This is a genomic window from Mycobacteroides sp. PCS013, assembly GCF_049532645.1.
Taxonomy (GTDB): Bacteria; Actinomycetota; Actinomycetes; order Mycobacteriales; family Mycobacteriaceae; genus Mycobacterium; species Mycobacterium gwanakae.
Genome location: NZ_CP150131.1, coordinates 2,572,891 through 2,598,683, shown reverse-complemented (window position 1 = coordinate 2,598,683; position 25,793 = coordinate 2,572,891). Strand labels below are relative to the sequence as shown.

The following is a 25,793-nucleotide window of genomic DNA, read 5'->3' as shown; positions in this document are numbered from 1 at the left end:
CGATGACTTCAAAGACCGAGACGCAGAACGCCGACGAGGCGTACGAAAACCCCGAAGCAAGCTTCACCTCCACGCGGCCACTGGACTACATTCCAGGCATCTTGCTGCTCATCGGTGTGGGCTTGCTGGGCAAGTACGCGCAGATTTGGTGGAAGGACCTCGCCAAGGCGCAGCACTGGACCGTCCCCGATATCGAATATGTGTTGTGGGCCATTGTGATCGGTCTGTTGATCACCAACACCATCGGGTTGCACCGCATCTTCCGCCCGGGTGTGCAGACATACGAGTTCTGGCTCAAGATCGGCATCGTCGCGCTGGGTGCGCGCTTCGTGCTGGGTGATGTCCTCAAACTGGGCGGCACCAGCCTGGTGCAGATCCTGATCGACATGACGGTGGCGGGCGCCATTATTCTGTTGGCGGCCAAGTGGTTTGGCCTGAGCGGAAAGCTGGGTTCGCTACTGGCGATCGGTACCTCGATCTGCGGGGTGTCGGCCATCATCGCGGCCAAGGGCGCCATCCGTGCGCGCAATTCGGATGTCAGCTATGCCATCGCGTCCATCCTCGCGCTGGGTGCGGTGGCGCTGTTCACCCTTCCGGCGATCGGCCACGGGCTCGGACTGACTGACTATGAGTTCGGCCTATGGGCGGGCCTGGCCGTCGACAACACCGCAGAGACGGTGGCCACCGGGCGCTTGTACTCCGAGCACGCCGGTGACATCGCGACGGTCGTCAAGTCCACACGCAACGCACTCATCGGCTTCGTGGTGCTCGGGTTCGCGTTGTACTGGGCGGCCCGCGGTGAGGCCGAGACCCTCGCGCCTGGGATCAAGGCCAAGGCGGCCTTCGTATGGGACAAGTTTCCCAAGTTCGTTCTCGGGTTCCTGGCGGTGTCCACCGTCGTGACCCTCGGATGGCTGACCAAGGGGCAGGTCAACAATCTGGTCAATGTGTCCAAATGGGCGTTTCTGCTGACCTTCGCCGGAGTCGGACTGAACACCAACTTCCGGGAGATCGCCCGCAGCGGCTGGCGTCCCCTGGTGGTCGCGGTGATCGGTTTGGTTGTGGTGGCGGCGGTGTCGCTGGGCCTCGTTCTGTTGACATCACGGGTCTTTGGCTGGGGCGCGCACATCTAGGCCCGGTCTCAGGGAACGGCAGGGTGTCGTCACGCACACGTAACCGGCACGGACTGCGGACGCAACATCGCGCCACGATCCTGTGCGTCGATGTCCACAGAAGTCGCTGCCTCAACAGATGCCGGCGCAATCCCCGTAGATGCGCCCGAATCCGGGACCGCCGAATATGAGAACGAGCCGGTTCCGCCCCATTCGCGCCGAAGTCTGACCTCGGTCGGCGCGGTGTGGCTCGGATTCCCGATGATCCTGACCTGCGCGGTGTTCGGCGGTCTCATCGTCTACTCGGTGGGATTCTGGCGCGGCATGTTGGCGATCGCATTGGGGAATGCGGTGCTGACCGGCTATGTGGGCGCCTTGAGCTACCTGGCAGGTAAGACCGGAAAGAACTTCGCGCTCACCGCGATCGGGACGTTCGGGCGACGCGGATACCGCGTGGTCTGCGCGTTCCTGGCGACGGTGGTGATCGGCTGGTTCGCGTTTCAGACGGGTCTCACCGGCTCGGTGTTGGCAGGCAGCGCCGGATGGGACGCGCGGTGGACTGCTCTTGCCGCGGGTATCGGCTATGTGGCGGTGACGCTGGTCGGCATCCGGGCGCTATCGCTGATCGGTCTCGTCGCCGCTCCGTTGTATCTGCTGCTTGGCGGGGTGGCAATTGTTCTGGCCCTGCGGAATTCGACGCTGTCAGATGCCTTTGGGTACGGCGGGGCAGCGGGCTCGGCCGCGATGAGCATGGGAGCCGCGGTGACGTTGGTGGTCGCCTGCTTCATCGATTCGGGGACCATGACCGCGGACTTCACGCGATGGTCACGCGATGGGCGACAAGGCTTTTGGGCGTCGTTCGCGGCCTTCCCGCTGGGTAACAGCATCGCGATGGTGATCGGCGGCATGATCGTCGCCCTGGGTGCTGCCCGTGCCCCCGCGACAGACGGTGGGAACTTCCTCGGTGCGCTGATCGATGCGGGTGGCTGGCTGGTGCCGGTATCCATCGCATTCGTCTTCGTCAACCTGGGATCGGTGTGCACGCATTGCCTGTACAACGGCGCGGTCGGGTGGAGCCAGCTCACAGGCCACAAGATGCGATTGCTTGCGGTGCTGCTGGGCGCAGTGGGGGTGTTGTTGGCGGTGCTTGGGGTGTGGTCGCATTTTGAGCAGTGGCTGACCCTGTTGGGTGTTGTGGTCCCGCCCATCGGGACTGTGCTGATCCTCGATCAGTTGGTGCTGCCGAGATACGGAATGGGTGTGCGCGAATCGGCCGTTCGGTGGGAATCCTTCGGGGCATGGGCGGCGGGTGCGGTGTCGGCGTTGGCCGCGCACCTGTGGGCGCCGCAGCTTTCGGATGCTCTCGTGGGAATCGGCACCGCTGCGCTGGTCTACATCGCGGCGCGACGCACCGTTCAGCAGGGAGTGGTGGTATGACGCGACAGGTCGATGCGCAACCGTATTCGTGGCCGTTCGACGGTCCCGTGGACCCCGAACACACCGCGGTGCTGTGCATCGACTGGCAGGTCGACTTCTGCGGCCCCGGCGGATATGTCGACACCATGGGGTATGACCTGTCGCTGACGCGGGCGGGGCTGGCACCGACGGCCCGTGTACTCGCGGCGGCGCGCGCGGCCGGCATGACCGTTATCCATACCCGTGAGGGCCATCGGCCGGACCTGTCCGACCTTCCGGCCAACAAGCGGTGGCGCTCGGCCAGGATCGGCGCGGAGATCGGTGTGGCGGGACCCTGCGGACGAATCCTGGTGCAGGGGGAGCCGGGGTGGCAGATCGTGCCGGAGGTCGCCCCGCTACCGGGCGAGCCTGTGATCGACAAACCCGGCAAGGGGGCGTTCTATGCGACCGACCTCGATTTGGTGTTACGCACCCGCGGCATTCGATACATCGTGCTGACGGGCATCACGACAGACGTCTGCGTGCACACCACCATGCGTGAAGCCAACGATCGCGGTTTCGAATGCCTCATCCTGTCGGACTGCACGGGCGCGACCGATCCCGGAAATCACGTGGCCGCGCTCAAGATGGTGACCATGCAGGGCGGAGTGTTCGGCGCGGTTGCCGATTCGAATCAGCTGCTCGCGGCGTTTTAGGCACCGGCAGATCAGGGGGTCTTTACACCCAACGTCACGCGATAGGCGACGATGGAGGGGTGAACTGTCAGGAAGTGCGCGAGCAGCTGTCGGCGTGGGTCGACGGTGAGCAGGCAAGCGTTGCGCGCAAGCGTCTGGATGAGCATGTGCTCTCCTGCGCGTCCTGCCGGGAATGGCTAGGGCTGGCGCGCGGGCTGGAACGTCAGTTCGCCTACGCGCGTTCGGCTCCGACCCACGACCTGACCGGGCAGATCCTGGCTGCCGCTGCTGTCGAACCCCTGACCCGCACGGCCCGTTACGCGCACTGGGCCCGTCACAACATCAACCGGTGCGCTTTGGTGCTCATCGGGCTGCTCCAACTGGGAGTGGCCGGTATGCAGGTCGCCGGAATCGACTTCGGGATGGTGTCTTCGCATCACCACGGTGCGATGACCGGAGCACACCTCATGAACGAATCCACCGCCTGGGTGGTGGCGCTCGGTGTGGCCATGGTGATCGCCGGTGTCCGTCCGGCCGCCGCGGCCGGAATGGCAACGGTGCTGGGAGCATTCGCGCTCGTACTTACCGGATACGTCATCAATGACGCCGTCAACGACCAGGTCACCCTGGCCCGCATCATCAGTCACTCGCCGGTGCTACTCGGATTGATCTTCGCGCTGCTGGTCCTGCGCGACTACCGCGCGGGGCGTACACCGCCCAACCAGCATCGTGCGGTGTTCCTGGATGAAGTGGCAGCCGGGGAGCGGCATCTGCGCTCCGCCGACAACTCAGCTGCCTGAGGCTCCGGCGCGACGGCCGGCCACAAATCCCCACACTAGGTCGATGGCGAGGAATGCCGCCAGCGAGATTCCCAGCAGCGGTGTGAACCAACCGATCGCGATGACCAGTAGGGCAAGGGCCACCAGCTCCAGGGGCTTGAGCGCGAGCAGGCCTCCCCGCTTCGGCGGCACCGGCAGGCGCCCGCTCCTGGTCGGGCGTCGGCGCCACCACATCAGGTAGCCGCGGGTTATGACGGTGATCAGCCCAATGACGATGAGCGCCACGAGGATCTGATTCGGGATGCCGAACAGGATGCCCATATGGCCGTCGATCGCCCATTCGGTCGATTTCTGCAGCAGTGACCAGTCGGCGAAGTTACTGCGCCCGGTGATCTGTCCGTTCGATGGGTTCACCGTGATGGTGTCCAGCTGCGTGGGGAGATCTCGCTTGCGCTCGGCCACCAGCCAGGCCGTATTGGGCTCCGGCGGTGGTGTCATCCACAGCGGGCCACGCAGCCCGGCCTCGTGCACCGTCTGCAGCACCTTGTCTATGCCCGCCAGCGGCTCTCCTGTCGGCATCGGGGCGGCGCCATGATGTTCATGCCCGGTCATGGGCTTGGCGGCCGCCGGATCGAGTTCGGTGGACAGCGCCGGCCGGATGGCCTGGGTGATGTTGCCGATATTGGTGCCGGCATACCGCGACCAGGTGAGCCCCGTTACCGAAAGCGCCAGCAGCCCAACGATTATCCAGACTCCCACGGCGCCGTGCCAGGTCAATCTGCGTCGGCGTGGGGTCGCATCGCGGTCGGGGAGTGCGATCCTGCTCAGCCGTGCGGTGCGGCGGCGGTAGCCGATCCACAGGAACAGGCCGCCGAGAGCCACCACCCACAACCAGCTGGCGGCGAGCTCGCTGTAGTTGCGTCCGAACGCGCCCAGGTGCAGATTCCGGTGAAGTTCGTCGAACCAGGCACGCACCGGCAGCCACTCGCCATAGGTGGTCAACGTTCCCCGGATCTCGCCGTTGTACGGGTCGACGAACACGGTGCGTGAATAGTCGGCAGGCACGTCCTCGGTGGCGAAAACGATCCGCGTGGAGTCATCGGGGCGTGCGGGCGGGCGGATGGACGTCACCGTCCCTGCCGGTTGTGTCGCGGTGGCCGCCGCCACCTGTTGTGATAGTGGCAGCTGCTGGGATCCCACCGAATCGACTGTGAGTTCATGGCGGTACACGGCGGCGTCGACCTGCCCCACCAGCGCATAGGCGAGCCCGGTGAGCGCTGCGACCAGAAGGAATGGCCCAACGAGGAGCCCCGCATAGAAGTGCAGACGCAGTACGATCGGTGCGAATCGTCCCCACGCGGTGTCGGGCTGGGACTCGCGGGCCTCGGGCCGATCCTCGGTATATGTCACGGGATATTGGTCGGATGAACCGGTTAAAGAGTTCCCGCTGTTCACCTCGGAACGTCTACGACATAGAGTAGGACTCGTGGCCACCGGCACCGACGACGATCAGCTGCTTGAACTTGCGCTGTCCGCCGGTCGTGGCGACCAATCCGCGCTCGAATCTCTGGTCAAAGCGACTCAGGCCGATGTATGGCGATTCGTCGCTTACCTGGCCGATACCGGTGTCGCGGACGATCTGACGCAGGAGACGTACCTGAGGGCACTCGGCGCCCTCCCGCGCTTCGCCGGACGCTCGACAGTGCGCACCTGGCTGCTGTCGATCGCACGCCGGGTGGTCGCCGACCATATTCGCCACCTGAAGTCACGGCCGCGCATTGCGCATGGAGCTGATCTGGAAGAGGCCTCGCTGCGCCGCCCGACGCACCGGTTCGAGGAGTTGGTGGAGCTCAAGGCACTTCTGGCCGCGCTCGACGATGACCGACGCGAAGCATTGGTGCTGACTCAGGTCGTCGGTCTGTCCTATGCCGAAACCGCCGACGTGTGCGGCTGTGCGATCGGCACCATCCGCTCCCGTGTGGCCCGTGCCCGTGATGAGCTGATCGGCTGGGCAGAGCCCGACGATATGACGGGCTAACGCGACAAGCGTTTGGCGATCTCCTGGAGGTTGGCCTCCATTCCCACCCGCCAGTCCTGCAGGCGGCGTGACACGATGCGTGCCTCCTTGTTGGGCATCGCCTCGATGGCGGGCGTCAGTCCCGAAGGGCCTGGGCCGAGGCGTCCCCACTGCCGGACGATGATTCCGTCGCTTGCCGGCTCGACCTCGAAACCCCAACTCGCCGCATACGTGCCACCCTCGGAGAGCACGTTCCACACCCAGCGGGACTCGGGCTCGACTTCGGTGATCACCGAAATGGTTTCCCATTGGCTGCCGTCTCCGCCGTTGGTGCCCTTGAACCGTGCACCGACCGCAACCCCGTCGGCATCGTCGAGCCACTGGACATTGATGAGCTCGCCCGTGCAGTAGGTGGGGAAGGCGATATCGGTGACGAGGGCCCATGCCTCCGCTACGGTCCCCGACATCCGTTGTGACACTTCGATAGTGGGGCAGTCCCGGTATCGCATAGGCTGATCTTACTTATGTGATGGAGGACCGGATGCGTATTGGTGTGACGATCGAGCCGCGACTGCCGGGCGCCGCCGACTTTGCCCGGAGTGCGGAGCGGTTGGGTGTCGCCTCGCTGTGGGTGCCCGAGGTGTGGGGATATGACGCCCTGACGGGGCTTGCCTACCTGGCGGCCCGCACCGAGACCATTGGGCTGGGCACCTTCGTGGTTCAGCTCGGGTCGCGCTCACCGGCGATGCTGGCGACCTCGGCGCTGAGCATTCAACAGCTTTCCGGTGGGCGCTTCCTTCTGGGCGTGGGAGCCTCCGGACCGCAGGTGATGGAGGGCTGGCACGGTGTGCGCTTCGCCAAGCCGGTCCAGACCACCCGGGAGACCATCGACATCGTCCGGATGGTGGCACGGGGGGAGCGCCTTCAGTACGAGGGACAGGTGTACACGCTGCCGTTGCCGGGGAGCGCTGGAAAACCCTTGCGGCCCTTGGTGGCACCGCAGAATGTGCCCGTGTATGTCGCGGCCATGGGTCCGGCCAACCTGGCGCTCACCGGTGAACTTGCCGACGGCTGGCTCGGTAACTCCTTCATCCCGGAACTCGCCGAGGTGTTTCTCGGCCCCATTCGTGACGCGGCGGTGTCTGCTGGGCGGCTGCTGGGCGATATCGATCTGGTGGCGCCGGTCGCTCTTGAATTCGCTGATAACGCAACCGATGCTGCCGCAGCGGTCAGGCGTCACGCCGCCGGATACGCATTCACCATCGGCGCCATGGGGGCCTCCGGCCGAAACTTCTACAACGAGGCATTCACCCGGCTCGGATACGGAGAGGGAGTTCGCGCGGTCGAAGCACTGTGGCGCGCGGGCGATCGCGATGCAGCCCGCGACGCCGTCCCCGACGATCTGGGTCGCCTCACCAATCTCGTGGGCACCGACGAGATGATCCGTGAGCGGCTGGAACGCTATCGTGCCGCGGGCATCTCGACTCTGCTGGTCAAGCTCGACACGCCATTCGACGAGCAGCTGCGGGCGCTCGATCGCCTCTTGGCTCTGCTCTAGAGCGCCGCTATCGCGCTGGTGATCGGGGAAGCACCCCCGGTGAGGAAGAGGATGTCGTGCACCGTGTTCGGCGCGGTAAGCAGTTCGGCGACCACGGCCGCGACATCGGCACGGGGAACGGATCCGCGCTCGATCGTGCTGGTCGACAACGTAACTGAGCCGGTGGGCCTCTCATCGGTGAGCAGACCGGGGCGCAGGATGGTCCAGTCCAGGGCGTTGCGAGCGCGCAGGTCCTTCTCGGCGGCCGTCTTCGCGATCACGTAGGCGATCCATGACTCGTCACCCTCGGTGGGGGCGGGTCCGCCAGCGCCGAAAGCGCTGATCTGAATGAAGCGGCGTACCTGCGCGCGCTCCGCGGCATCGGCGAGCAGCACGGCGGCGGCACGGTCCACGGTGTCCTTGCGTGCCGCCCCGCTGCCCGGTCCGGCTCCGGCGGCGAAGACGGCGGCGTCCGCTCCTGCCAGCGCATCGGCGACTGTACTCACATCGGCCGATTCCAGGTCGAGGAGCAGCGGATCCCCACCCCAGGCCCGGATATCGGCGGCATGGTCGGGATTGCGGATCAGTGCGACAGCGGTGTCACCGCGCTCCGCGAGCAAACGGATCAGGTGCGCGGCGATCTGTCCGTGGCCACCGGCGATGACGACCTTCTGCGGCATGATGTTCCTCTCCTAAGTCCCTGACCGATAACCCCGACGGTAGTGGGAGCATTCCCGGGCACGGGTGTTTCACAAGGTGTGCTTGTTAGCTGTCAATAATCTTTTGTTGGCCGTAGCTGGGCCGACCTCGTAGCGTTGGGGCTTGCCGAACAGCACCGGCTGACTTCTATCGAGGAGCGGATATGGTCGACACCCCGGGGACAATCGATCCGGTTCAGCCGTATCGGCCGCAGTAGCGGCCGTTGGCTGGAAAGGTCGCGGTGATCACCGGCGCGTCAGCGAATATGGGTGCGGCACTTGCGCAGACGCTGGCGCATGACGGAGCCCGGATCGTGGTGCACTATCGCAGCGACCACAAGGCGGAGCAGGCCGCGCAGGTCGTGCGGCAGATCCGGGAGACCGGAGGCGAGGCCGTCAGCTTCCAGGCCGACCTCGCGATTCCAGAGAACTGCACCAAGCTTGCCGACACTGCGTTTGAGGCATTCGGCCGGTGGGACATTCTGATTAACACCGCCGGGATGATCGTGCGGAAACCCTTGGCGGATATCACCGAAGACGAATATGACGGCGTTTTCAACGCCAACGCCAAGACGGTGTTCTTCATGATGCGAGAGGCGGCGCGCCGGCTGGCCGATGATGGCCGGATTCTGAGCTTTGTCACCACCATGGTCGGGGCACTTGCGCCAACGTACAGCGCCTACGCCGGATCCAAGGCCCCTGTCGAGCACTTCACCAAGGCGCTGGCGAAGGAGGTCGGTGGGCGGGGGATAACGGTCAACTGCATAGCGCCCGGACCGCTGCAGACGAGCTTCTTCTATCCGGCCGAATCCGACGACAACATCGCCTGGCTGGAGTCGATGAGCATCAACGGGCAGATCGGGAAGGGCGATGACATTCTGCCCGTGGCCAGGCTGCTGGTTCTTCCGGAATCGGGATGGACGACCGCCCAGACCATATTCGTCAACGGCGGCATCATCTCCACCATTAACTAGCCGCCCTGCCTTGCCTACACTGATGGCGTGCGGAGAAGTGTCGAGAACGCAGCTTGATCCCGGTCACCATCGTCTCCGGATTTCTGGGTGCCGGTAAGACCACGCTGCTGAACAACCTGTTGCGCAACACGTTGGGTGTGCGAATCGGTGTGGTGGTCAACGACTTCGGTGCCATCAACATCGACGCCATGCTGGTCGCTGGTCAGGTCGACTCCACCATGACGATGTCCAACGGATGTCTGTGCTGTGCCGCTGACGATGACGAGTTGGGCGGCATGTTGACCACTCTCGCCGGCCGCGATATTGACGCCATCGTCATCGAGGCGAGCGGACTGGCCGAACCGTTGCCCCTGGTGCGCATGGTGCTCGCGGCGGCGGCCGACGACCACCGGATCGGCTATGGGGGACTCGTCACCGTCGTCGACACTGCTCAATACGAGGATGTCGCGGCCCGGCACCCGGAGATCGTGCAGCACCTGTCGCTGGCGGATCTGGTGGTCCTCAACAAGATTGACCTGGCCGACGCCGCAGAGCGCACCCACCTGCGTGCCGTCGTCAAGGAACGTAACCTGCGCGCGTCGATCGTGGAGACCACCGGCGCGGACGTCGATCCCCGGCTGCTGTTCGACAAGAAGGACCGCCCGGAGCCGATCGGTCAGCTCTCGCTAGAGGACCTCATTCGCGAGGACCACTGCCATGACGAGCACGCCCACCATCACTACGAGACGGTGGAGTTCGCCACCGAGCAGTCTTTGCATCCGCGGCGGCTCATCGAGTTTCTCGACAGTCAGCCCGCCGGTGTGTACCGCATCAAAGGGGTGGTGCGGCTCGGTGACAGGACGCTCGCCGTGCACACCGTGGGGGATCACATCAGCATCGAGAAAATGACGAAGGCGCCCAAACGCACGGATTTTTCGTCGGGAGCGAGTCTGGTGCTCATCGGCACGCACCTCGACGGTGACACCATCACCGAACGCCTGCACGCCCTCGTCGACGATCCGCCCGATCCCGATCCGGAACGGTCGATGCTGGTCCTGGGAAAGTATTTGCGCTAATCAGACGCCGCGTCTACTGTTGCTTCTCGTGCTGTACTTCTCCGGTCAACTCGTAGTAGTAACCCGCAGCGGGGTCTGATCCAGACCGACCCCTCGCTGTGGGTCGAAGCTACTACCTGTCGGTCACTTTCCCTTTCGGATGAAAGACCGGACACATGCACTCCTCAACAACAATTTCCGATCCGTCAACGGCTCGTGATCCGTTCACGGATCGCTTCGGCGTCCCACTCCCGCGCGGTCTGCGTGAAGAGGCCGGTGAGATGTCCTGGGCCTTGTTCTGTCAGACCTATGAGCGCAGCGGCGGCTCACTGCGGCTCGGCCAGTGGTCGGAAGCCGACGGCATCTATCAGGCGACACTCGCGATAGGCGAGCGCATCGAATCGTCGACGGCCGCCGCGTGCGGGCCCATGGCGGCGCTGACCGCCATGCTGTCCGAACGCGGGATACAGATGGAGACGCTCAGCTTTCACCAGCTGCGGGGCGGCGATCAGACCTTCACCTTTGTGCACGGCACCAACGGCGCTAGCACCGCCTGGGCGATGGGACGCGCGCATGATGCCATCGCGTCATCGCTCAGGGCGGTCACCGCATGTGCCAATCGTCTGGCCTGCTGACGCCCCTTCGGGTCAGTGCAAGGGCCGCAGGACGATGGGCATGCCGTCGATTGGCAGCGGCATACCGGCGTAGTCCCATTTGGCCTCGTAGTTGGGGTGGGCCAGCTCAAACCGGTACCGGCGCAACAGCCGGTGCATGACGGCCTTGATCTCCAGCTGACCGAACACCATGCCGATGCACTTGTGCGCACCCCCGCCGAACGGTGAGAACGCGTACCGGTGCCGTTTGTGCTCGTTGCGCGGTTCGGCGAAACGGTCGGGGTCGAACGTGTCCGGATCGGTCCACAGCTCGGGGAGCCGGTGGTTCATGCCTGGCCAGATGTTGATCATGGTTCCGGCCGGGATGTGGAACCCGAGTAGGTCGGTATCGCGCACTGCCGAGCGGATGTTGAACGGCAGCGGTGTCACAAGGCGCAGCGCCTCGTTCATCACCAGGTCGAGGCTTTCTAGCTTCTCCAGCGAGTCGATGTCCAGCGGTCCGTCGCCGAGACGGTCCGACTCTTCCCGAACCCGTTCTTGCCATTCGGGATTCGCGGCCAGGTAATAAGCCATGGTGGTGGTGGTCGACGTCGTGGTGTCGTGCGCGGCCATCATCAGGAAGATCATGTGGTTGACGATGTCGGTGTCCGTGAAGGCATCGCCCTCGTCGGTCTCGGCGTGGCACAGCGCCGTCAACATGTCTGCGCCCGAGTCTTTTTGGCGCGCAATGCTGACCCGCTCGGCAAAGTACTCCTCGAGCAGCTTTCGCCCCTGCAAGCCCTGCCACCATTTGAACGGGGGCAGACCGAAGCGGAAGATGGCGCCGCCGGCGCGGGTGGTCGCCACGAACGCCTTGTTGACCTTCTCGAGCCGCTCGTGTTGTGAATGTGGCTCGTTGCCCATGAATACCACCGACGCGACGTCGAGGGTGAGTTCCTTGATGGCCGGGTAGAACAGGAATCTGCTGTCGTTGGTTGGCCATTGGGCGACGATCTCGTTCGCGACCGAGTCGATCTGTTCCACATAGCCGGCCAGGCGGCTGCGCAGGAATGCCTGCTGCATGATCAGCCGGTGTTCGCGATGCTCCTGGAAGTCCAGCAGCATCAGCCCGCGGCTGAAGAACGGTCCGATGACCGGAACCCAGCCCTGTTGGGAGAAGTCTTTGTTCGCGTTGCTGAACACCGCCTGGGTGGCGTCGGGTCCCAGCGCTGCGACGATCTTGCCGATGGGTGTCTGTGACCAGCTGACGGGGCCACGCTCCTGGTACATGTTGAGTACCCAGTCGATGCCGCCGCGGAACATCTCGATCATGTGCCCGAGCATCGGCAAGCCCTGGTCGCCCATCACCGGCTTCAGACCGCTTCCGGGTGGCGGCGGAGCCAGCTCGCTCAGTGGCCAGTCGCGATTGTTGAGGTAATTCTCGACGTATGCCATCCCCGGAAGGGTGTTCATGGTGGGAAGACGTCGTTTGGCCTGGTCGATGAGGTAATCGGTGCTGCTGATCGTCGCCATGGGGCGTGGCTCCTTCGCTCGCGACGAGCACATCGGTGTGCTCTAGATCATCTTCGCCACAGGACTTGACGGGTGTCAAGTTCTGTTCATACGGTATTTCAGTGCAAACTGTGCAGGTGGTCAGTCCAGCGCGCAGTGGCACGCAGACCCGTGGCGATCGCCAGCGGGACGCGATCATGACGGCTGTCGCCGAGCTCATCGCGGAAAACCACAGCTTTGCCGACCTCTCGGTCAGCGCCATCAGCGAGCGGGCGGGCGTCGGCAGGTCGGGGTTCTATTTCTACTTCGACAGCAAGTACTCGGTGCTGGCGCAGATGGTGGGCGACGCGTTCGCCGAACTTGACGAGCTCACCGACTACTTCGCGCCGCGTGGTGAGAAAGAGACGCCCGAACAGTTCGCCAACCGCATGGTGGGCAGTGCCGCCGCGTCTTTCGCGCACAACGACCCGTTGATGAAGGCGTGCCAGGAGGCACGGATCACCGATCCGACGATCGCGGGTCTGCTCGACGACCTCACCGATGTCGTCATCGAGAAGATCATCAAGATCGCCGAGATCGAGGTGAATGAGCGTGGTGCCCAGCCAATCTCGGATGACCTGCCCGCGTTGGTGCGATCACTGGTAGCGCTGACCGCGTCGACCGTGTCGGGTGACAGTTCGTTTGTCGGCCGCAACGTGGACCCCGCACGGGCGCTCGGGGTCATCGAGACCCTATGGCGTGTCAGCCTTTTGGGGCGCTGACTGCGCCGTCTCTGATCGGCGCTGCAGTACCGTGCGGCGAACGCCGTAGCCGATCGCGCCCAGAACGGTAAGCGCACCGAGCCAGGGCAGGAGCAGTCCGAAGAGCAGCAGCACGCTGTTGCCCGCCGACACGAGTCCGTCCCAGCCGCGCTCGATCTGCCCGAAGAATCCCTGGTACTTGGGTGGGGTGGGCGGGAGGCCGACTTCTTCGGCCAGGAATGTCACGGTGACCGAGCTGTAGGCGACCTGTTCCCCGAGTTGATTGCGCTGCGCGCGCAGGCTGTCGAGGTCCGCCTGACGCTTGGACAACTCGGTCTCGGCCTGGATCAGAGCCTCGGTGTCCTTGGAGTCCCGCATGATGACCAGCAGCCTGTCGACGGAGGTCTGCAGGGCGGCGATTCTGGCATCCAGGTCCACTCGCTGGGCGGTCACGTCATCGCTCTTGGTGTCGGCGGACTTGACCTTGCCCAGCTCCTTGAGTTCACGAAGAACGCCGTCGAGCTTGGCGGCGGGGATTCGCAGGACGATCGAGGTGTGCGCGCGAGCCGATCCTGATCCTGCGTCTTCCGAACGGCTCTCCACCCGGCCGTTGGCCGATTCGGCGAGGCCGGCCGCTTTGTCGGCGGCCTCGGACGGGCTGGAGACGGTGATGGTCATCGTCCCGGTCTTGACGATGTCGCGCTTGGCCTCGATCGGCGGTCCGTGCTGCGGGGCCTGTTGCATCGAGTCGCGAAGCGGGGCCGCCGGAAGCTGTGTGTAGGTGGGAGCTGCGGTGGCGGGGTAACCGCCTTCCTGGGGCGCCTCAGACCGGGGGTGCGAGCCTCCCGCACAGGCCGTCGTAGCCATCAGCACTACTGCAATTGTAGTTGCCCAAGGTAACCAACTACGGCGAGATTGCGTGTCATCAATCGTCATATTCCGAAGGTACCGTTTGCTATTGGACCGCGCAGAAATTCAAGATCGATGGCCGGTACGGTTCAGTGATGGCATACGAATTCACCGGTAAGCGATGCTTCGTCACCGGGGCCGCCAGCGGGATCGGACGGGCCACTGCGCTGCGTCTGGGGCGCGAGGGCGCCGAGCTGTTTTTGACCGATCGCGCCGCCGACGGGCTGGAGTCCGTCGTCGCGGAGATCAAGGCCGCCGGAGGGAAGGTCAGCGCCTACCGGGCGCTCGATATCTCCGACTACGACGCGGTGTCCGCCTTCGCCGCCGACATCCTGGCGACCCACCCGAGCATGGATGTCCTACTCAACATCGCGGGCATTTCGGTGTGGGGATCGGTGGACCGGCTGTCGCATCAGCAGTGGCGTTCGGTGGTCGATATCAACCTGATGGGGCCCATCCACGTCATCGAAAGCTTCGTTCCCGCGATGATCAAGGCCCGTAACGGCGGCCAGATTGTGAATGTGTCGTCGGCGGCCGGGCTGGTGGCCCTGCCATGGCATGCCGCCTACAGCGCCAGCAAGTACGGACTGCGGGGCGTCTCGGAGGTGCTGCGCTTCGATCTGGCTCGGTACAAGATCGGCGTCACGGTGGTTGTCCCTGGGGCGGTCAACACCCCGTTGGTGCGCACCGTCGACATCGCGGGAGTGGACCGTGACAACCCCGACGTCAGTAAATGGGTGAACCGATTTGTGGGGCATGCGACCTCCCCGGAGAAGGTGGCCGAACGGATTCTGCAGGGTGTCCGCCGCAACCGCTATCTCGTCTACACCGGGATCGATATCCGGGCGCTGTATCTGTTCAAGCGCACGTTGTGGTGGCCCTACAGCGTTGCGATGCGGCTCGTGAATCTCGCCTTCACGAACGCGCTGCGGCCCGGACTGCAGAAGGCGGGATCGAATCAGCCGCCGTCAGATTCCTAACGCCACCAGCCGTCGAACGGGGTGACCGGGACGGTGCGCTTGTGCCGGGTCTGCAGGTACCAGCGCTCGATGCGGTCGGCGGCCTCGACGGTGACCGCCTTGCCTTCCAGGTAGTCGTCGATCTGCGCGTAGGTGACGCCGAGCGCGACCTCGTCGGGCAGTGCGGGCCGGTCATCTTCCAGATCGGCGGTGGGCACCTTGTGGGAGATGCTTTCCGGCGCGCCGAGGTGGGAAAGAATCTGCGCACCTTGGCGTTTGGTGAGTCCGGTGAGCGGGGTGACATCGACGCCGCCATCGCCGAACTTGGTGAAGAACCCCGTGACCGCCTCGGCGGCGTGATCGGTACCGACCACGAGGTGCCGATGCTGACCGGCGACGGCGTACTGGGCGACCATGCGTTCGCGGGCCTTGATGTTGCCGCGGACGAAGTCAGAGGGCGTCTCGCCCAGAGCATCGGCGACCGCACTGGAAACCGCGTCGGAGGCGTCCTTGACGTTGATGACGATGGAGCGGTCGGGGTCGATAAACCTCAGGGCCACTTGGGCATCGTGCTCGTCGGCCTGCACCCCGTAGGGCAGGCGCACGGCGATGAACTCTGCCTGGACCCCTTCCAGTCGTGACTCCTGCGCCGCCAGCTGGCACAGCCGCCCGGTCAGGGCGCTGTCCTGTCCACCGGAGATGCCGAGCACGAATCCCGCTGTCCCGCTGGCCCTTAGATAGTCCTTGAGGAATCCAACCCGTCGCGACACCTCGGCAGCCGGATCGATCGTGGGGGAGACGTCGAGGGCGGACCGGATCTCTTCGCGAAGGGTGCTCATTGCCCGACTGTAGAACGCCGGATCAGCGTGCGCACACCTTGCACACCAGGTCCTGCCACGCGTCGCCGAGCTGAGCTAATGACTGGCCGTTGGAGACGGTGGCGAAGTGCACGTAGCCGGGATCGATGATCGACATCAGGGCGTGGGTCTGTGCGTCGAGATCGCCGGTGCATTCGAGCTGGGCCAGCAGTGACCGGATATGTGTGCGGACGAGCATGGTCGGCGGTGCTTTGTGCCAGGCGTCGGCGTCGGCGGTGGTGGCGCGCGCGAGGTCGAGGTGCCGTTCCAGGAAGGCGAGTCGGGCGCGCCCGAATGCGATGAGCCGGGTCAGTGGGGGCGCATCCGGTCCCAGCGGCGGCGGCCCGAACATGAAAGCCTGCTGCTCGATGTGTTCTTCGTGGTCCAGCAGGGCCAGCAGCAGCCCGGTGCGGCTGCCGAATCGGCGAAAGAGGGTTCCCTTGCCGACGCCCGCCGCGTTGGCGACGGCATCCATGGACATGCTCTCCGGGCCGACCTCGTCCAGGATCTGACGTGCGGCTTCCAGCAGGCGAACCCGGTTGCGAGTGGCGACAGCACGCTCCCGGGTGGGATTCTGCGCAAGGTCGACAGAAAGCAGGGGTATTTCTTGACCAGGCATAACGCCTTAATACTAGCCGCTGGGAATCAAACGGACCACGGTCCGTATTGTAAAAGGTGACAGAGAAGCAGGATGTAGGTGCGACAAACGCGCCGCTCTGATGAAAGGTGAGCAACATGGCAGAGAAGAACGTGCTGGCAATCGTCGGAAGCCTGCGTAAGGCATCGCTCAATCGGCAGCTCGCCGAGGCCGCCGCTGAGAGTGCGCCGGCCGGTGTGAGCGTCAATATCTTCGAGGGCCTGGCCGACCTGCCGCATTACAACGAGGACATCGACGGCGACAACCCGCCCGCATCCGTGGAGTCGTTGCGCACCGCCGTGGCCGATGCCGATGCGGTCCTGCTGGTCAGCCCCGAGAACAACGGCACCGTCTCCAGTGCGCTGAAGAACGCGCTCGACTGGCTGTCCCGTCCGTTCGGCAGCAGCGTGTTCAAGGGCAAGCCCACCGTGGTGATCGGAACGTCGGCCGGAAGGTACGGCGGTATCTGGGCGATTGACGACACCCGGAAGGTGGCGTCCATCGCGACTGCCAATGTCCTTGACGACATCAAGGTGGCCGTGCCGTCCTCGGCCTTCGACGGCAAGCATCCGCGGGAGCACGCCGAGACGGTCGCCGAGCTGGCCAAGGCCCTGGACGCATTGACGTCCGTCAACGATTAATTCGCAAAGGCATCACTGGCGGTCATGCCCGGCGCCGCGCCGGGCATGACCGCCTTTGTCTTCGGCCCGTAGACGATTTAGCTTCTGGATCCGGCCCAGGTTTCTTTCATCGCGGAGACGGACGCGACGCTGATCGCACAAATCACCAGCAGCATCAGCCCGACAGCCCAGTTGCCCAGAGCGTTCTGCAGCGGGCCCGCGATCAACGGCGGGATGGCGCCTCCGAAGACGCCGGCCACGTTGAACGCCACCCCGGTGCCGCTGTAGCGGGTGCCCACGGGATAGGACTCCGGAAGGAAGCTCGCCATCGGCCCGAACGCGAGGCCGAACAGCACGTAGGTGATCGCCATCGCGGCGAGGTAGGCCCAGAACGGTCCGCTGCTCAACAGGGGAGTGACCAGTAACGTCCACGGAAGTATCAGCCCCATGCCGGTCAATATCACCCGCCGCCGGCCAAATCGGTCGCTGAGGATTCCGCCGACCGCAGCGGACACCATGAGCACCACCGCCCCGAGCGCGCCCGCGGTCAGGATGGCCGCGCGGGAGAAATGCAACTCGGATCGGGCGAATCCAGGGAAGTAGGTGTTGGTCATGAAGGACAGCGTGAAAATGATCAGCATCGTCCCGCAGGTGAGCGCCAGCGTGCGAGGGCTCTCCGTAAGCACATGCCGCAGAGGTGATTTGACCAGCTTGTTTTGAGCCTTCGCGTTCACGAATTCGGGTGTCTCGGCGACGTGGAGCCGGATGTACAGGCCGACCGCTACCAGGAGCCCGCTGGCGATGAAGGGTATGCGCCATCCCCACGACAGGAATGCGGGGCTGTCTTCCCCGACAGTGACACTGACGACGAGGAACACCAGGCTGCTGAGCAATAGCCCTGTTGAGCTGCCAATCGGCACAGCGGTCGCGGCGCGGCCACGATCGCGGCTTGGCGAGTATTCGGAGGACAGCAGTGCCGCCCCGCTCCATTCGCCGCCGACCGCGAGGCCCTGCACGAGGCGCAGTAAAACGATGGCCGTGGGTGCGGCGGCCCCTATCGAGGCGGCGCCGGGAACCAGGCCTACCGCCATGGTGGCGAGTCCCATGGTGATCAGGGTGACCACCAGGGTGCCCTTGCGGCTGAAGCGGTCTCCGTAGTGACCGAACAGCGCGGCACCGAGGGGGCGTGCCAGAAACGCGGTGCTGAAGGTGGCGATGGAGGCGAAGAGCGCCAGAGAATGGCTGAGATTCGGGAAGAAGACCGCGGGGAAGACGAGCGCGGCCGCCGTTCCGTAGATATAGAAGTCGTAGAACTCGATAGCCGACCCGACTGCGCTGGCCATGAACACTCTGCGGGGGCTCGGTTCCATGCGTGGCAGCTTAGGGTGCGTGCCCGCCAGGTCCTGAAGCTGCGGAACGTGGCCGAGGACGCTCCGGTCCGGCGAACATATCGGTGTCCGATCAGACCGGGTACCGGGGTACCACTTCTGCGGGCGGGGCCGCCGCCGACGTGGGACTCTTGCGCTAGATCGCGATCTGTCCCCAGATTCGTCCACAGAACTTCACAGTTTCCACAGACTCGCCAGGCGAAAAGGTTTGCCCGGCGGTGGGCGATCTGCTAGCCGGTGTCGGTGCCCGGTGGTAGACACCACATATGTTCCAGCCATCTCGGAGGGCCCGGACACGCCCTGGTTACGACACGCCGGAATTTCAGGGGTGTCAGGTCTCACGACCAGGGAATTTCACGAATGTTGTTCAGAACATCTTGTATGGGTTCCGATTGTCGGACACTAGGTGTAGTGTCTGGAACACCGAAAGGCCGGGAACCACTCCGGGCCGCCCGGCCCGGATTTTCGCCAGATCTTCTGGCCGATCCCGGCGCTCAGCCACCACGGGCGGCGTGGAATTTTCCCGGGTGCTGGACTGCTGAAAACTTTGTTGAGATGTCTACGATCGATTCGCTGAGGAGCTACGCATGAGCATCACCGTCTACACCAAGCCCGCCTGCGTACAGTGCAATGCGACGTACAAGGCCCTCGACAAGCAGGGCATCGAGTACAACGTCGTGGACATCACCGAGGTCCCCGAGGCGCGCGATTACGTGATGGCACTCGGCTACCTGCAGGCGCCCGTGGTGGTGGCCGGTGACGATCACTGGTCGGGTTTCCGCCCGGACCGCATCAAGGCGCTCGCGGGCGCAGTCGCAGTCTCTGCCTAATAAGTAGTAAGTAGTACGGGAGCCGGGCATGGCCCATCTGGTCTATTTCTCCAGCGTGTCGGAGAACACTCACCGCTTCGTCCAGAAGCTGGGTGTTCCCGCCACCCGGATCCCGCTGCGTGGCGATATCCAGGTTGACGACCCCTATGTCCTGATCCTGCCGACCTATGGCGGCGGGCACCCGGTGCCCGGTCAGGCCGCGGGATATGTCCCCAAGCAAGTCATCAAGTTCCTCAACAACGAACACAACCGGTCTTTGATCCGCGGGGTCATCGCGGCCGGCAACACCAATTTCGGCGCGGAGTACTGCTACGCGGGCAAGGTCATCTCAGCCAAGTGTGACGTGCCATATCTGTACCGCTTTGAACTCATGGGCACCGCTGAAGACGTGCAGCAGGTGCTGGCTGGACTCGACGAATTCTGGAAGGACACACCGTGGCGCCAACCGCGACAACTGCAGAACCTGTGACCTCTGCGCACGGCTCGGCTCACGGCGAGCTGGACTATCACGCCCTCAACGCCATGCTCAATCTGTATGACGCCGACGGCAAGATCCAGTTCGACAAGGACGCCGCCGCGGCTCGGCAGTACTTCCTGCAGCACGTCAACCAGAACACGGTCTTCTTTCACAATCACGACGAAAAGCTCGACTACCTGATCGAGAAGGAGTACTACGAGCGCGAGGTGCTCGACCAGTACTCACGCAACTTTGTGAAGTCGCTCCTGGATCGGGCCTACGCCAAGAAGTTCCGGTTCCCGACCTTCCTCGGCGCGTTCAAGTACTACACCTCCTACACGCTGAAGACCTTTGATGGAAAGCGCTACCTGGAGCGCTTTGAGGATCGCGTGGTCATGGTCGCGCTGACGCTGGCCTCCGGTGATCTGCAACTGGCCGAGAAGCTCGTCGACGAGATCATCGACGGACGCTTCCAGCCGGCCACGCCGACGTTCCTCAACTCGGGCAAGAAGCAGCGCGGCGAGCCGGTGTCCTGCTTCCTGCTGCGCATCGAGGACAACATGGAGTCCATCGGGCGTTCCATCAACTCGGCACTGCAGCTGTCCAAGCGCGGTGGCGGTGTGGCCTTGCTGCTCACCAACATTCGTGAGCACGGCGCACCGATCAAGAACATCGAGAACCAGAGTTCGGGCGTCATCCCGATCATGAAGCTGCTGGAGGATTCGTTCTCCTACGCCAATCAGCTCGGTGCACGCCAGGGTGCCGGTGCGGTGTACCTGCACGCGCACCACCCGGACATCTACCGTTTCCTGGACACCAAGCGCGAGAACGCCGACGAGAAGATCCGCATCAAGACGCTCTCGCTGGGTGTGGTGATCCCGGACATCACCTTCGAGCTGGCCAAGAAGAACGAGGACATGTACCTGTTCTCGCCCTACGACGTCGAGCGCACCTACGGGGTGCCGTTCGCCGACATCAACGTCACCGAAAAGTATTACGAGATGGTCGATAACGGCCAGATCCGCAAGACGAAGATCAAGGCGCGCGAATTCTTCCAGACCCTCGCCGAGTTGCAGTTCGAGTCGGGTTACCCGTACATCATGTACGAGGACACCGTGAACCGGGCGAACCCGATCGAAGGCAAGATCACCCACTCGAACCTGTGCTCGGAAATCCTGCAGGTGTCGACGCCCTCTCTGTTCAACGACGATCTGTCCTACGCCAAGGTGGGCAAGGACATTTCGTGCAACCTGGGCTCGCTGAACATCGCCAAGACGATGGACTCGCCGGACTTCGCGCAGACCATCGAGGTGTCGATCCGGGCGCTGACTGCGGTATCGGATCAGACGCACATCTGGTCGGTGCCCTCAATCGAGCAGGGCAACAATGATTCTCACGCCATTGGTCTGGGACAGATGAACCTGCACGGCTACCTGGCGCGCGAGCGCATCTTCTACGGCTCCGAAGAGGGTGTGGACTTCACCAACATCTACTTCTACACGGTGCTGTACCACGCGCTGAAGGCATCGAATCGCATTGCCGTCGAGCGGGGCAGAAGCTTCGGTGGCTTCGAGAAGTCGAAGTACGCCAGCGGCGAGTTCTTCGACAAGTACACCGATCAGGTGTGGGAACCGGCCACCGAGAAGGTGCGCCAGCTCTTCGCCGATGCCGGCATTCGCATTCCGACACAGGATGATTGGCGGCGGTTGAAGGAGTCGGTGCAGCAGCACGGCATCTACAACCAGAACCTGCAGGCGGTCCCGCCGACCGGATCGATCTCGTACATCAACCACTCGACGTCGTCGATTCACCCGGTGGCCTCGAAGATCGAGATCCGCAAGGAAGGCAAGATCGGCCGCGCGTACTATCCGGCGCCGTACCTGACCAACGACAACCTGGAGTACTACCAGGACGCGTACGAGATCGGTTACGAGAAGATCATCGACACCTATGCCGCGGCCACCCAGCATGTGGACCAAGGTCTGTCGTTGACGTTGTTCTTCAAGGACACCGCCAGCACGCGCGATGTGAACAAGGCGCAGATCTACGCCTGGCGCAAGGGAATTAAGACGCTGTACTACATCCGGCTACGGCAGATGGCGCTGGAAGGCACCGAGGTCGAGGGCTGCGTCTCCTGCATGCTGTGAAGCACTTTTGGTAAAGAAGCGGGCCAGGGAAAATACTCCCTGGCCCGCTTCTTTATTCAGGGGAGGTCTAGCCTCGTTTGCGCTGGACAGGAAGATTTGGGTGCCAGGTCGGACAAAGGCCTCGCGAACATGACGCGATCTCAGCGCCTCCGAACCGGCGTGGGGCAGTGATGAGTAGGCCCCTTCGCCACGTCTGTGAGCTATGGGGTGGCGACGAAATATTGACCGCAGACGGATGCCTTCGATGAAGCTTGGGGGCAACTGGATCCCAACGTCAGTTGAGACTGCGGAGCCAGGTGCTCTCGTCTTCGCCTACGCGTTTGCCGCTGCTGAGTCCTTCTCGCGCATCGGCATGTCTCTGCGTGAAGCGTGATGTTTGCTACCCGCGTGGACAGTGGCGAGCGAACGGGCGTAGTGTCGTGTCCTCGAGGGGTTTGCGCTGATTCGACGGAGGCGATGTGGCGGGGAATGGTGAGTCAACTGAACAGCTGACAGCGGTGGCAGTAGCCCGCGACAAGGCTCGTTCCGATGAAACCACACAGAAGTTGCCGGTGCGTGATCTTGAACCCGGGCGCACTGCTGGATCTGACCTCGGGCACCGGCTGGCGGCTTTCGCTGTTGGGGGTGTTCTGGTGGTTGGTGCGGTGGCTGCGTTGCACCACCTGTACCGGAGCGGTGATAGTGCCACCGAGTTGATTGGCTGGGCCGGGCTGCTGCTGCTGGCTATGACCGCGCTTGGTGGTGGGGTCAAGCTTGCGATGTGGGGCGTCAGGCCGGTAACGGCCGCGCTATCTGACGCAGTGAAAGGGCGCCTGTCCGAGCCGCTGCTCGCTGTCATGGCGGCCGCTGCGGTAATCGTTGGTGCGTTGGGTATGTGGTGGACGTTCCGCGGTGGGTATGCGATCTGGTGGCAGCACCTCACTGGGGAGAGTCAGTGGTCGCTCTTGCTGGGGGTTGGCCAGATGCTGGTGGCGGTTCTGGCCGGCGCTGCATTGTTCACCGGCGGCAGGTATATGACCGGCCTGGCTAAGGAGGCTCTCGCTGGCTCGGGTCTGCTCATTGAGCGTGACCAGGCAACCGGCAAGCGCCGCGCACCGGAAGGGTTGTGGCATCCCGGTTTGGTGGCGGCGTTGATCGGTGGTGGTTTGGGGTTGGTGCTGCTGACTGCTGGGATTACTCCGCGGTTGTATGTGTGGATCACGGGTCCGGATGTGTTTCCTGCGGTGGCGGCGATCACTCTGGTCCTCCTGTGGGCAATCGTCTCCAATTTGGGATGGTGGAAAGGTCTTGTGGGTCTGTGGAAGTGGGCCACGGATGCTTCGCAGAAGGCTGCCGCGACTGCGGGTGTTGTTGCGGTGTTGATGTTTTCGGCAAGTGGTTTGGGTTTGGGGTGGTTTAGTCCGGGGACGGTGCCGCAGGCGCGGGCGGCGTGTCCGCCGGATTGTGGTGGTCCTGGTGGTAGTGATGGTCCGCCTGGGGGTGGGCAGATGTTTCAGCCGCCCAGTCAGGGTGGGCCGCAGATGCCGGATTATCAAGGTGGCATCAATCAGGCGCCGCTGGATCAGAACAATGGCATCAGTATCTATAACACTCAGGCGCCTTCGGTCAGCAATAACGGTGTGAACGGGTCTAGTGGGCAGCAGGGCTCTCAGCAGGGGTGGGATCAGCCTGCGCACGGTACTCAGATTCCGGATTATCAGAACGCGACGCCGTATACCCAAGGACCGGGTAAGCCGAATCCGGATTTCAACGGCGGACAAACTAACCCCGGTAGCAATGCGGGATCGCAAGGTGGTCAATCGAATCAGGGCGGGCAGCAGCCAGCGCAACAACCGCAGCAGGGCGCGCAGCGGGCACCTCAGCAGCAGCCGCCGCAACAAGATGCGGGGCAGCAGCCGAACCAGTCACCGGATCAGCCTGATCAGCAGAAGATCGATGACCTGACCAAGCAGCTGCAGGAGAAGCAGCAGCAGTCTGGTCAGGATCGGCAGCGCATTGATGATCTGACTAAGCAGCTGCAGCAGAACAAGCAGAACCAGAAACAGCAGCAGTCGACGAAGTTCCCGTCGAAGGACAAGAAGAAGGACGACAAGGACGAGCAGGACGACCGCGACGATCAGTCGCAGAACACCGACCTGGCCTCGTTGCTACTCGGTGCGGCGTCGACGCGGCGTCGTAAGCAGGACGAGCAGGAGCAAGGGCCGGATACTCAGGCGCTTGGTCAGGATGCGTCCCAAGCGGTGCAGGGTCTTCCGGGTGATGTGCAGACCTATGTGCAGTCCGGTCAGCAGATCGGGCAGTCGTCGGGGCAGGCCGCGCAAGGCTTCGGGTCGGCCGCGCAGGCCGGTGCCTCACTCGCGTCGTCGGCGCAGTCTGGTGCGGTGAATCCGCAGGATGCGATCACGGTGGTTCAGGGGGTTTCGCAAGGCATTCAGGGCACCGCGGACGCGATCAATGCGGGCAGTCAGATTGTGAAAACCGCTCAGGGAGAAGCCGATCAAGTCGCCCAAGCGGTCGGCGACGCCAACCCACAGCTGAAACCGCAAACCGAGCAATTCACCCAACTCAACGACACTGTGTCGAAGGGCACTGAGGGTGTCGGGCAGGTCGCCAGCGGCGTATCCCAGGTATCCGGCGTGGTGAATTCGGTGAGCAGTATGGGATCGGGTGGTCTGCCCACGGACGCGGCGGGTGAAGCACCAACTGAGATGGTGGGGTGGGCGACTTCAGCAAGTGGCCCCGCGGGCACCGGGCCCGCCACCTTCGGCGGGCCGCAACCCCGGCTGCCTGCCCCGCCGGTGCCGCCTGACCCGCCGCCGATGACGGGTGACCAGATTCGACAGGAAATCGCTGGGCTTCCTCGTGGAAAGAATCCGCCGATCAGACAGGTGCCTACAGATGCGGACCTTCGTGGTTGGTATGACAAATGGTCGCGGGGTGGAAATCCGATCCAGGATCCCAATTACAAGGGCGACTGGGTGCAGTTGCCGGACGGCACGAAGGTGAATTGGAGAGACACGAGCGGAAGGTCTGAGGGGCCGGCGGTCGATGTTGTCTATCCAAAGAACAGCGAGGGGCGCCCGACAGACAAGGTCCACAGGGCCCCAATTGCGGAGGGAGGTGGCGGTGTACCGAGAGAGGGGGCTGTGGCGCCTGCGGCTCCAAGAGCCGGTTCTCCCACGCCAGCCGCCGCTCCAAGGGCCGGTTCAGCACCAGTTGCCCCTCCGGCACCTCGGTCCGGGGGCTTTCCAGTTGGCCCGGCGCCGGGAATTCTCGAGACGATTCCGCACCAAATAGTTCCCAATGACCATGAAATTGCCAATGACATCATCGGTGGGTCGGGTAACTTCGAAGAGGAGGACCCGTAATGAGGATCGAAACGCCGCTGACTGCAAGGGAATCAACGGAGGTAGAGATGGCCTATGAGAGTTTCACGCCGGGTCAAAAGGTCCTAATCGAAGGTATGGGCGATTGGGTGGAACTTGCCCTTGTCCACTGGCATGTGCAGCAATCAGATCCCAAAGCGCCCCTTAGCACAGTCCAGCGCAACACTCTCACACTGATCCGTTCACTTACGGATGATGGGCTTTTCGAACTAGGCTCGTATCCTCCGAGCGCGTCAGGATTTGTTCGGGCCTCTGACACGGAAGGCGCACTGGGCCAGATTGCAGACGCATACGTTAACCACTTTGCCGACGGCGAGTGGGAGCGTAAATGGTTGCTTAATATCACTCCTAAGGGCGAGCAGATGGCCCAGCCTTTTATGGAGGCATACAGGCGTGAGTGGGACGCGCAATCTAGTGAGTAAGGCTTGATCACGCGCTGGTAATCGGCCGTCAGCCTGTTGCCGCACAATAAGCGGACTTAGTTCGCCGGCGCGGCTGCGATTACCTCTTCGGCGAT

At 63.6% G+C, this 25,793-nt stretch carries 25 protein-coding genes; 17 read left to right on the top strand and 8 right to left on the bottom strand.

The features are described 5' to 3' along the window. Positions 1 to 2: 2 nt before the first annotated feature. The 4 genes from RHO23_RS12785 (at position 3) to RHO23_RS12770 (ending at position 4,002) form a co-directional block, all read left to right on the top strand. Complete coding sequence (locus RHO23_RS12785) at positions 3 to 1,133, top strand: YeiH family protein (RefSeq protein ID WP_070914978.1); 1,131 nt, start codon at positions 3 to 5, stop codon at positions 1,131 to 1,133. Positions 1,134 to 1,223: 90 nt separating this feature from the next. Further along, positions 1,224 to 2,549 (top strand): cytosine permease, encoded by a 1,326-nt coding sequence (locus RHO23_RS12780; RefSeq protein WP_070914975.1) that lies wholly within the window; start codon positions 1,224 to 1,226, stop codon positions 2,547 to 2,549. Further along, positions 2,546 to 3,223, top strand: a complete 678-nt coding sequence (locus RHO23_RS12775) for a cysteine hydrolase family protein (protein ID WP_057967718.1) — start codon at positions 2,546 to 2,548, stop codon at positions 3,221 to 3,223. The genes RHO23_RS12780 and RHO23_RS12775 overlap by 4 nt, the downstream gene beginning before the upstream one ends. 59 nt (positions 3,224 to 3,282) lie before the next feature. Further along, positions 3,283 to 4,002 (top strand): DUF2275 domain-containing protein, encoded by a 720-nt coding sequence (locus RHO23_RS12770; protein WP_030097058.1) that lies wholly within the window; start codon positions 3,283 to 3,285, stop codon positions 4,000 to 4,002. Here RHO23_RS12770 and RHO23_RS12765 read toward each other — a convergent pair. Further along, complete coding sequence (locus tag RHO23_RS12765; protein WP_070920713.1) at positions 3,991 to 5,391, bottom strand: PepSY-associated TM helix domain-containing protein; 1,401 nt, start codon at positions 5,389 to 5,391, stop codon at positions 3,991 to 3,993. The genes RHO23_RS12770 and RHO23_RS12765 overlap by 12 nt on opposite strands. 76 nt (positions 5,392 to 5,467) lie before the next feature. On the opposite strand from RHO23_RS12765, the gene sigC reads away from it, so the two are divergent. Next, positions 5,468 to 6,019 (top strand): RNA polymerase sigma factor SigC, encoded by a 552-nt coding sequence (sigC, locus tag RHO23_RS12760; RefSeq protein ID WP_030097060.1) that lies wholly within the window; start codon positions 5,468 to 5,470, stop codon positions 6,017 to 6,019. Here the strand turns inward: sigC and RHO23_RS12755 are convergent. Continuing rightward, complete coding sequence (locus RHO23_RS12755) at positions 6,016 to 6,465, bottom strand: SRPBCC family protein (protein ID WP_423487848.1); 450 nt, start codon at positions 6,463 to 6,465, stop codon at positions 6,016 to 6,018. The genes sigC and RHO23_RS12755 overlap by 4 nt on opposite strands. Before the next feature lie 74 nt (positions 6,466 to 6,539). Between RHO23_RS12755 and RHO23_RS12750 the strand changes: the two genes are divergently transcribed. After that, positions 6,540 to 7,556 carry an LLM class flavin-dependent oxidoreductase gene (locus RHO23_RS12750; protein ID WP_423487847.1) on the top strand — a complete coding sequence of 339 codons (1,017 nt, stop codon included), beginning with the start codon at positions 6,540 to 6,542 and terminating at the stop codon, positions 7,554 to 7,556. On the opposite strand, the gene RHO23_RS12745 is transcribed toward RHO23_RS12750, so the two are convergent. After that, positions 7,553 to 8,215 (bottom strand): NAD(P)H-binding protein, encoded by a 663-nt coding sequence (locus tag RHO23_RS12745; RefSeq protein ID WP_423487846.1) that lies wholly within the window; start codon positions 8,213 to 8,215, stop codon positions 7,553 to 7,555. The genes RHO23_RS12750 and RHO23_RS12745 overlap by 4 nt on opposite strands. 242 nt (positions 8,216 to 8,457) lie before the next feature. Between RHO23_RS12745 and RHO23_RS12740 the strand changes: the two genes are divergently transcribed. From RHO23_RS12740 to RHO23_RS12730, 3 genes are all read left to right on the top strand, one after another. Next, complete coding sequence (locus RHO23_RS12740; RefSeq protein WP_423487845.1) at positions 8,458 to 9,207, top strand: SDR family oxidoreductase; 750 nt, start codon at positions 8,458 to 8,460, stop codon at positions 9,205 to 9,207. A gap of 53 nt (positions 9,208 to 9,260) precedes the next feature. Then, complete coding sequence (locus RHO23_RS12735; protein WP_423487844.1) at positions 9,261 to 10,262, top strand: CobW family GTP-binding protein; 1,002 nt, start codon at positions 9,261 to 9,263, stop codon at positions 10,260 to 10,262. A 155-nt stretch (positions 10,263 to 10,417) separates the two neighbouring features. Beyond that, the gene (locus RHO23_RS12730; RefSeq protein ID WP_423487843.1) at positions 10,418 to 10,876 is read left to right on the top strand and encodes a hypothetical protein; all 459 of its coding nucleotides are present in this window, start codon (positions 10,418 to 10,420) and stop codon (positions 10,874 to 10,876) included. Between the two features lie 12 nt (positions 10,877 to 10,888). Here the strand turns inward: RHO23_RS12730 and RHO23_RS12725 are convergent, their stop codons facing one another. Next, complete coding sequence (locus RHO23_RS12725) at positions 10,889 to 12,367, bottom strand: cytochrome P450 (RefSeq protein WP_423487842.1); 1,479 nt, start codon at positions 12,365 to 12,367, stop codon at positions 10,889 to 10,891. Between the two features lie 116 nt (positions 12,368 to 12,483). On the opposite strand from RHO23_RS12725, the gene RHO23_RS12720 reads away from it, so the two are divergent. After that, positions 12,484 to 13,107 (top strand): TetR/AcrR family transcriptional regulator, encoded by a 624-nt coding sequence (locus RHO23_RS12720; RefSeq protein WP_030097069.1) that lies wholly within the window; start codon positions 12,484 to 12,486, stop codon positions 13,105 to 13,107. Here the strand turns inward: RHO23_RS12720 and RHO23_RS12715 are convergent. After that, complete coding sequence (locus tag RHO23_RS12715; protein WP_423487841.1) at positions 13,078 to 13,953, bottom strand: DUF4349 domain-containing protein; 876 nt, start codon at positions 13,951 to 13,953, stop codon at positions 13,078 to 13,080. The two genes, RHO23_RS12720 and RHO23_RS12715, sit on opposite strands and share 30 nt — an antisense overlap. A 137-nt stretch (positions 13,954 to 14,090) precedes the next feature. Here RHO23_RS12715 and RHO23_RS12710 point away from each other — a divergent pair, with 137 nt between their 5' ends. Continuing rightward, positions 14,091 to 14,975: an SDR family oxidoreductase gene (locus RHO23_RS12710; RefSeq protein ID WP_064410394.1), complete on the top strand. Its 885-nt coding sequence runs from the start codon at positions 14,091 to 14,093 to the stop codon at positions 14,973 to 14,975. Here RHO23_RS12710 and nadE read toward each other — a convergent pair. Further along, positions 14,972 to 15,793 carry an ammonia-dependent NAD(+) synthetase gene (nadE, locus tag RHO23_RS12705; RefSeq protein WP_030097072.1) on the bottom strand — a complete coding sequence of 274 codons (822 nt, stop codon included), beginning with the start codon at positions 15,791 to 15,793 and terminating at the stop codon, positions 14,972 to 14,974. The genes RHO23_RS12710 and nadE overlap by 4 nt on opposite strands. Before the next feature lie 22 nt (positions 15,794 to 15,815). Beyond that, complete coding sequence (locus tag RHO23_RS12700) at positions 15,816 to 16,430, bottom strand: TetR/AcrR family transcriptional regulator (protein WP_030097073.1); 615 nt, start codon at positions 16,428 to 16,430, stop codon at positions 15,816 to 15,818. 131 nt (positions 16,431 to 16,561) lie between these two features. Here RHO23_RS12700 and RHO23_RS12695 point away from each other — a divergent pair, with 131 nt between their 5' ends. Continuing rightward, positions 16,562 to 17,089 (top strand): NADPH-dependent FMN reductase, encoded by a 528-nt coding sequence (locus RHO23_RS12695; protein ID WP_423489227.1) that lies wholly within the window; start codon positions 16,562 to 16,564, stop codon positions 17,087 to 17,089. Positions 17,090 to 17,166: 77 nt separating this feature from the next. On the opposite strand, the gene RHO23_RS12690 is transcribed toward RHO23_RS12695, so the two are convergent. Beyond that, on the bottom strand, positions 17,167 to 18,438 hold the full coding sequence (locus tag RHO23_RS12690) for an MFS transporter (protein WP_064409293.1): 1,272 nt from the start codon (positions 18,436 to 18,438) through the stop codon (positions 17,167 to 17,169). 605 nt (positions 18,439 to 19,043) lie between these two features. Here RHO23_RS12690 and RHO23_RS12685 point away from each other — a divergent pair. The 5 genes from RHO23_RS12685 to RHO23_RS12665 all read left to right on the top strand — a co-directional run bounded on the left by RHO23_RS12685 (position 19,044) and on the right by RHO23_RS12665 (position 25,698). Continuing rightward, positions 19,044 to 19,286 (top strand): redoxin NrdH, encoded by a 243-nt coding sequence (locus RHO23_RS12685; RefSeq protein WP_005056596.1) that lies wholly within the window; start codon positions 19,044 to 19,046, stop codon positions 19,284 to 19,286. A 28-nt stretch (positions 19,287 to 19,314) separates the two neighbouring features. Beyond that, positions 19,315 to 19,755 (top strand): class Ib ribonucleoside-diphosphate reductase assembly flavoprotein NrdI, encoded by a 441-nt coding sequence (gene nrdI / locus RHO23_RS12680; RefSeq protein WP_030097076.1) that lies wholly within the window; start codon positions 19,315 to 19,317, stop codon positions 19,753 to 19,755. A 53-nt stretch (positions 19,756 to 19,808) separates the two neighbouring features. Then, positions 19,809 to 21,890: a class 1b ribonucleoside-diphosphate reductase subunit alpha gene (gene nrdE / locus RHO23_RS12675; protein ID WP_423489226.1), complete on the top strand. Its 2,082-nt coding sequence runs from the start codon at positions 19,809 to 19,811 to the stop codon at positions 21,888 to 21,890. A 458-nt stretch (positions 21,891 to 22,348) separates the two neighbouring features. After that, positions 22,349 to 25,258 (top strand): hypothetical protein, encoded by a 2,910-nt coding sequence (locus RHO23_RS12670; RefSeq protein ID WP_423487840.1) that lies wholly within the window; start codon positions 22,349 to 22,351, stop codon positions 25,256 to 25,258. Next, positions 25,258 to 25,698: a hypothetical protein gene (locus RHO23_RS12665; protein ID WP_057969865.1), complete on the top strand. Its 441-nt coding sequence runs from the start codon at positions 25,258 to 25,260 to the stop codon at positions 25,696 to 25,698. Before RHO23_RS12670 ends, RHO23_RS12665 begins: the two co-directional genes overlap by 1 nt. Positions 25,699 to 25,793: the final 95 nt, after the last annotated feature.

Excerpts from the sequence above, each read along its gene's own strand:
- RHO23_RS12745 (WP_423487846.1), bottom strand. The coding sequence starts at position 8,215 with ATGCCGCAGAAGGTCGTCATCGCCGGTGGCCACGGACAGATCGCCGCG.
- nadE (WP_030097072.1), bottom strand. The coding sequence starts at position 15,793 with ATGAGCACCCTTCGCGAAGAGATCCGGTCCGCCCTCGACGTCTCCCCC.
- RHO23_RS12665 (WP_057969865.1), top strand. The coding sequence starts at position 25,258 with ATGAGGATCGAAACGCCGCTGACTGCAAGGGAATCAACGGAGGTAGAG.
- RHO23_RS12750 (WP_423487847.1), top strand. The coding sequence starts at position 6,540 with ATGCGTATTGGTGTGACGATCGAGCCGCGACTGCCGGGCGCCGCCGAC.
- RHO23_RS12725 (WP_423487842.1), bottom strand. The coding sequence starts at position 12,367 with ATGGCGACGATCAGCAGCACCGATTACCTCATCGACCAGGCCAAACGA.
- RHO23_RS12785 (WP_070914978.1), top strand. The coding sequence starts at position 3 with ATGACTTCAAAGACCGAGACGCAGAACGCCGACGAGGCGTACGAAAAC.
- RHO23_RS12780 (WP_070914975.1), top strand. The coding sequence starts at position 1,224 with ATGTCCACAGAAGTCGCTGCCTCAACAGATGCCGGCGCAATCCCCGTA.
- RHO23_RS12755 (WP_423487848.1), bottom strand. The coding sequence starts at position 6,465 with ATGTCGGGGACCGTAGCGGAGGCATGGGCCCTCGTCACCGATATCGCC.
- nrdE (WP_423489226.1), top strand. The coding sequence starts at position 19,809 with ATGCTCAATCTGTATGACGCCGACGGCAAGATCCAGTTCGACAAGGAC.
- RHO23_RS12700 (WP_030097073.1), bottom strand. The coding sequence starts at position 16,430 with ATGCCTGGTCAAGAAATACCCCTGCTTTCTGTCGACCTTGCGCAGAAT.
- RHO23_RS12690 (WP_064409293.1), bottom strand. The coding sequence starts at position 18,438 with ATGGAACCGAGCCCCCGCAGAGTGTTCATGGCCAGCGCAGTCGGGTCG.
- nrdI (WP_030097076.1), top strand. The coding sequence starts at position 19,315 with ATGGCCCATCTGGTCTATTTCTCCAGCGTGTCGGAGAACACTCACCGC.
- RHO23_RS12710 (WP_064410394.1), top strand. The coding sequence starts at position 14,091 with ATGGCATACGAATTCACCGGTAAGCGATGCTTCGTCACCGGGGCCGCC.
- RHO23_RS12730 (WP_423487843.1), top strand. The coding sequence starts at position 10,418 with ATGCACTCCTCAACAACAATTTCCGATCCGTCAACGGCTCGTGATCCG.
- RHO23_RS12715 (WP_423487841.1), bottom strand. The coding sequence starts at position 13,953 with ATGGCTACGACGGCCTGTGCGGGAGGCTCGCACCCCCGGTCTGAGGCG.
- RHO23_RS12775 (WP_057967718.1), top strand. The coding sequence starts at position 2,546 with ATGACGCGACAGGTCGATGCGCAACCGTATTCGTGGCCGTTCGACGGT.
- RHO23_RS12685 (WP_005056596.1), top strand. The coding sequence starts at position 19,044 with ATGAGCATCACCGTCTACACCAAGCCCGCCTGCGTACAGTGCAATGCG.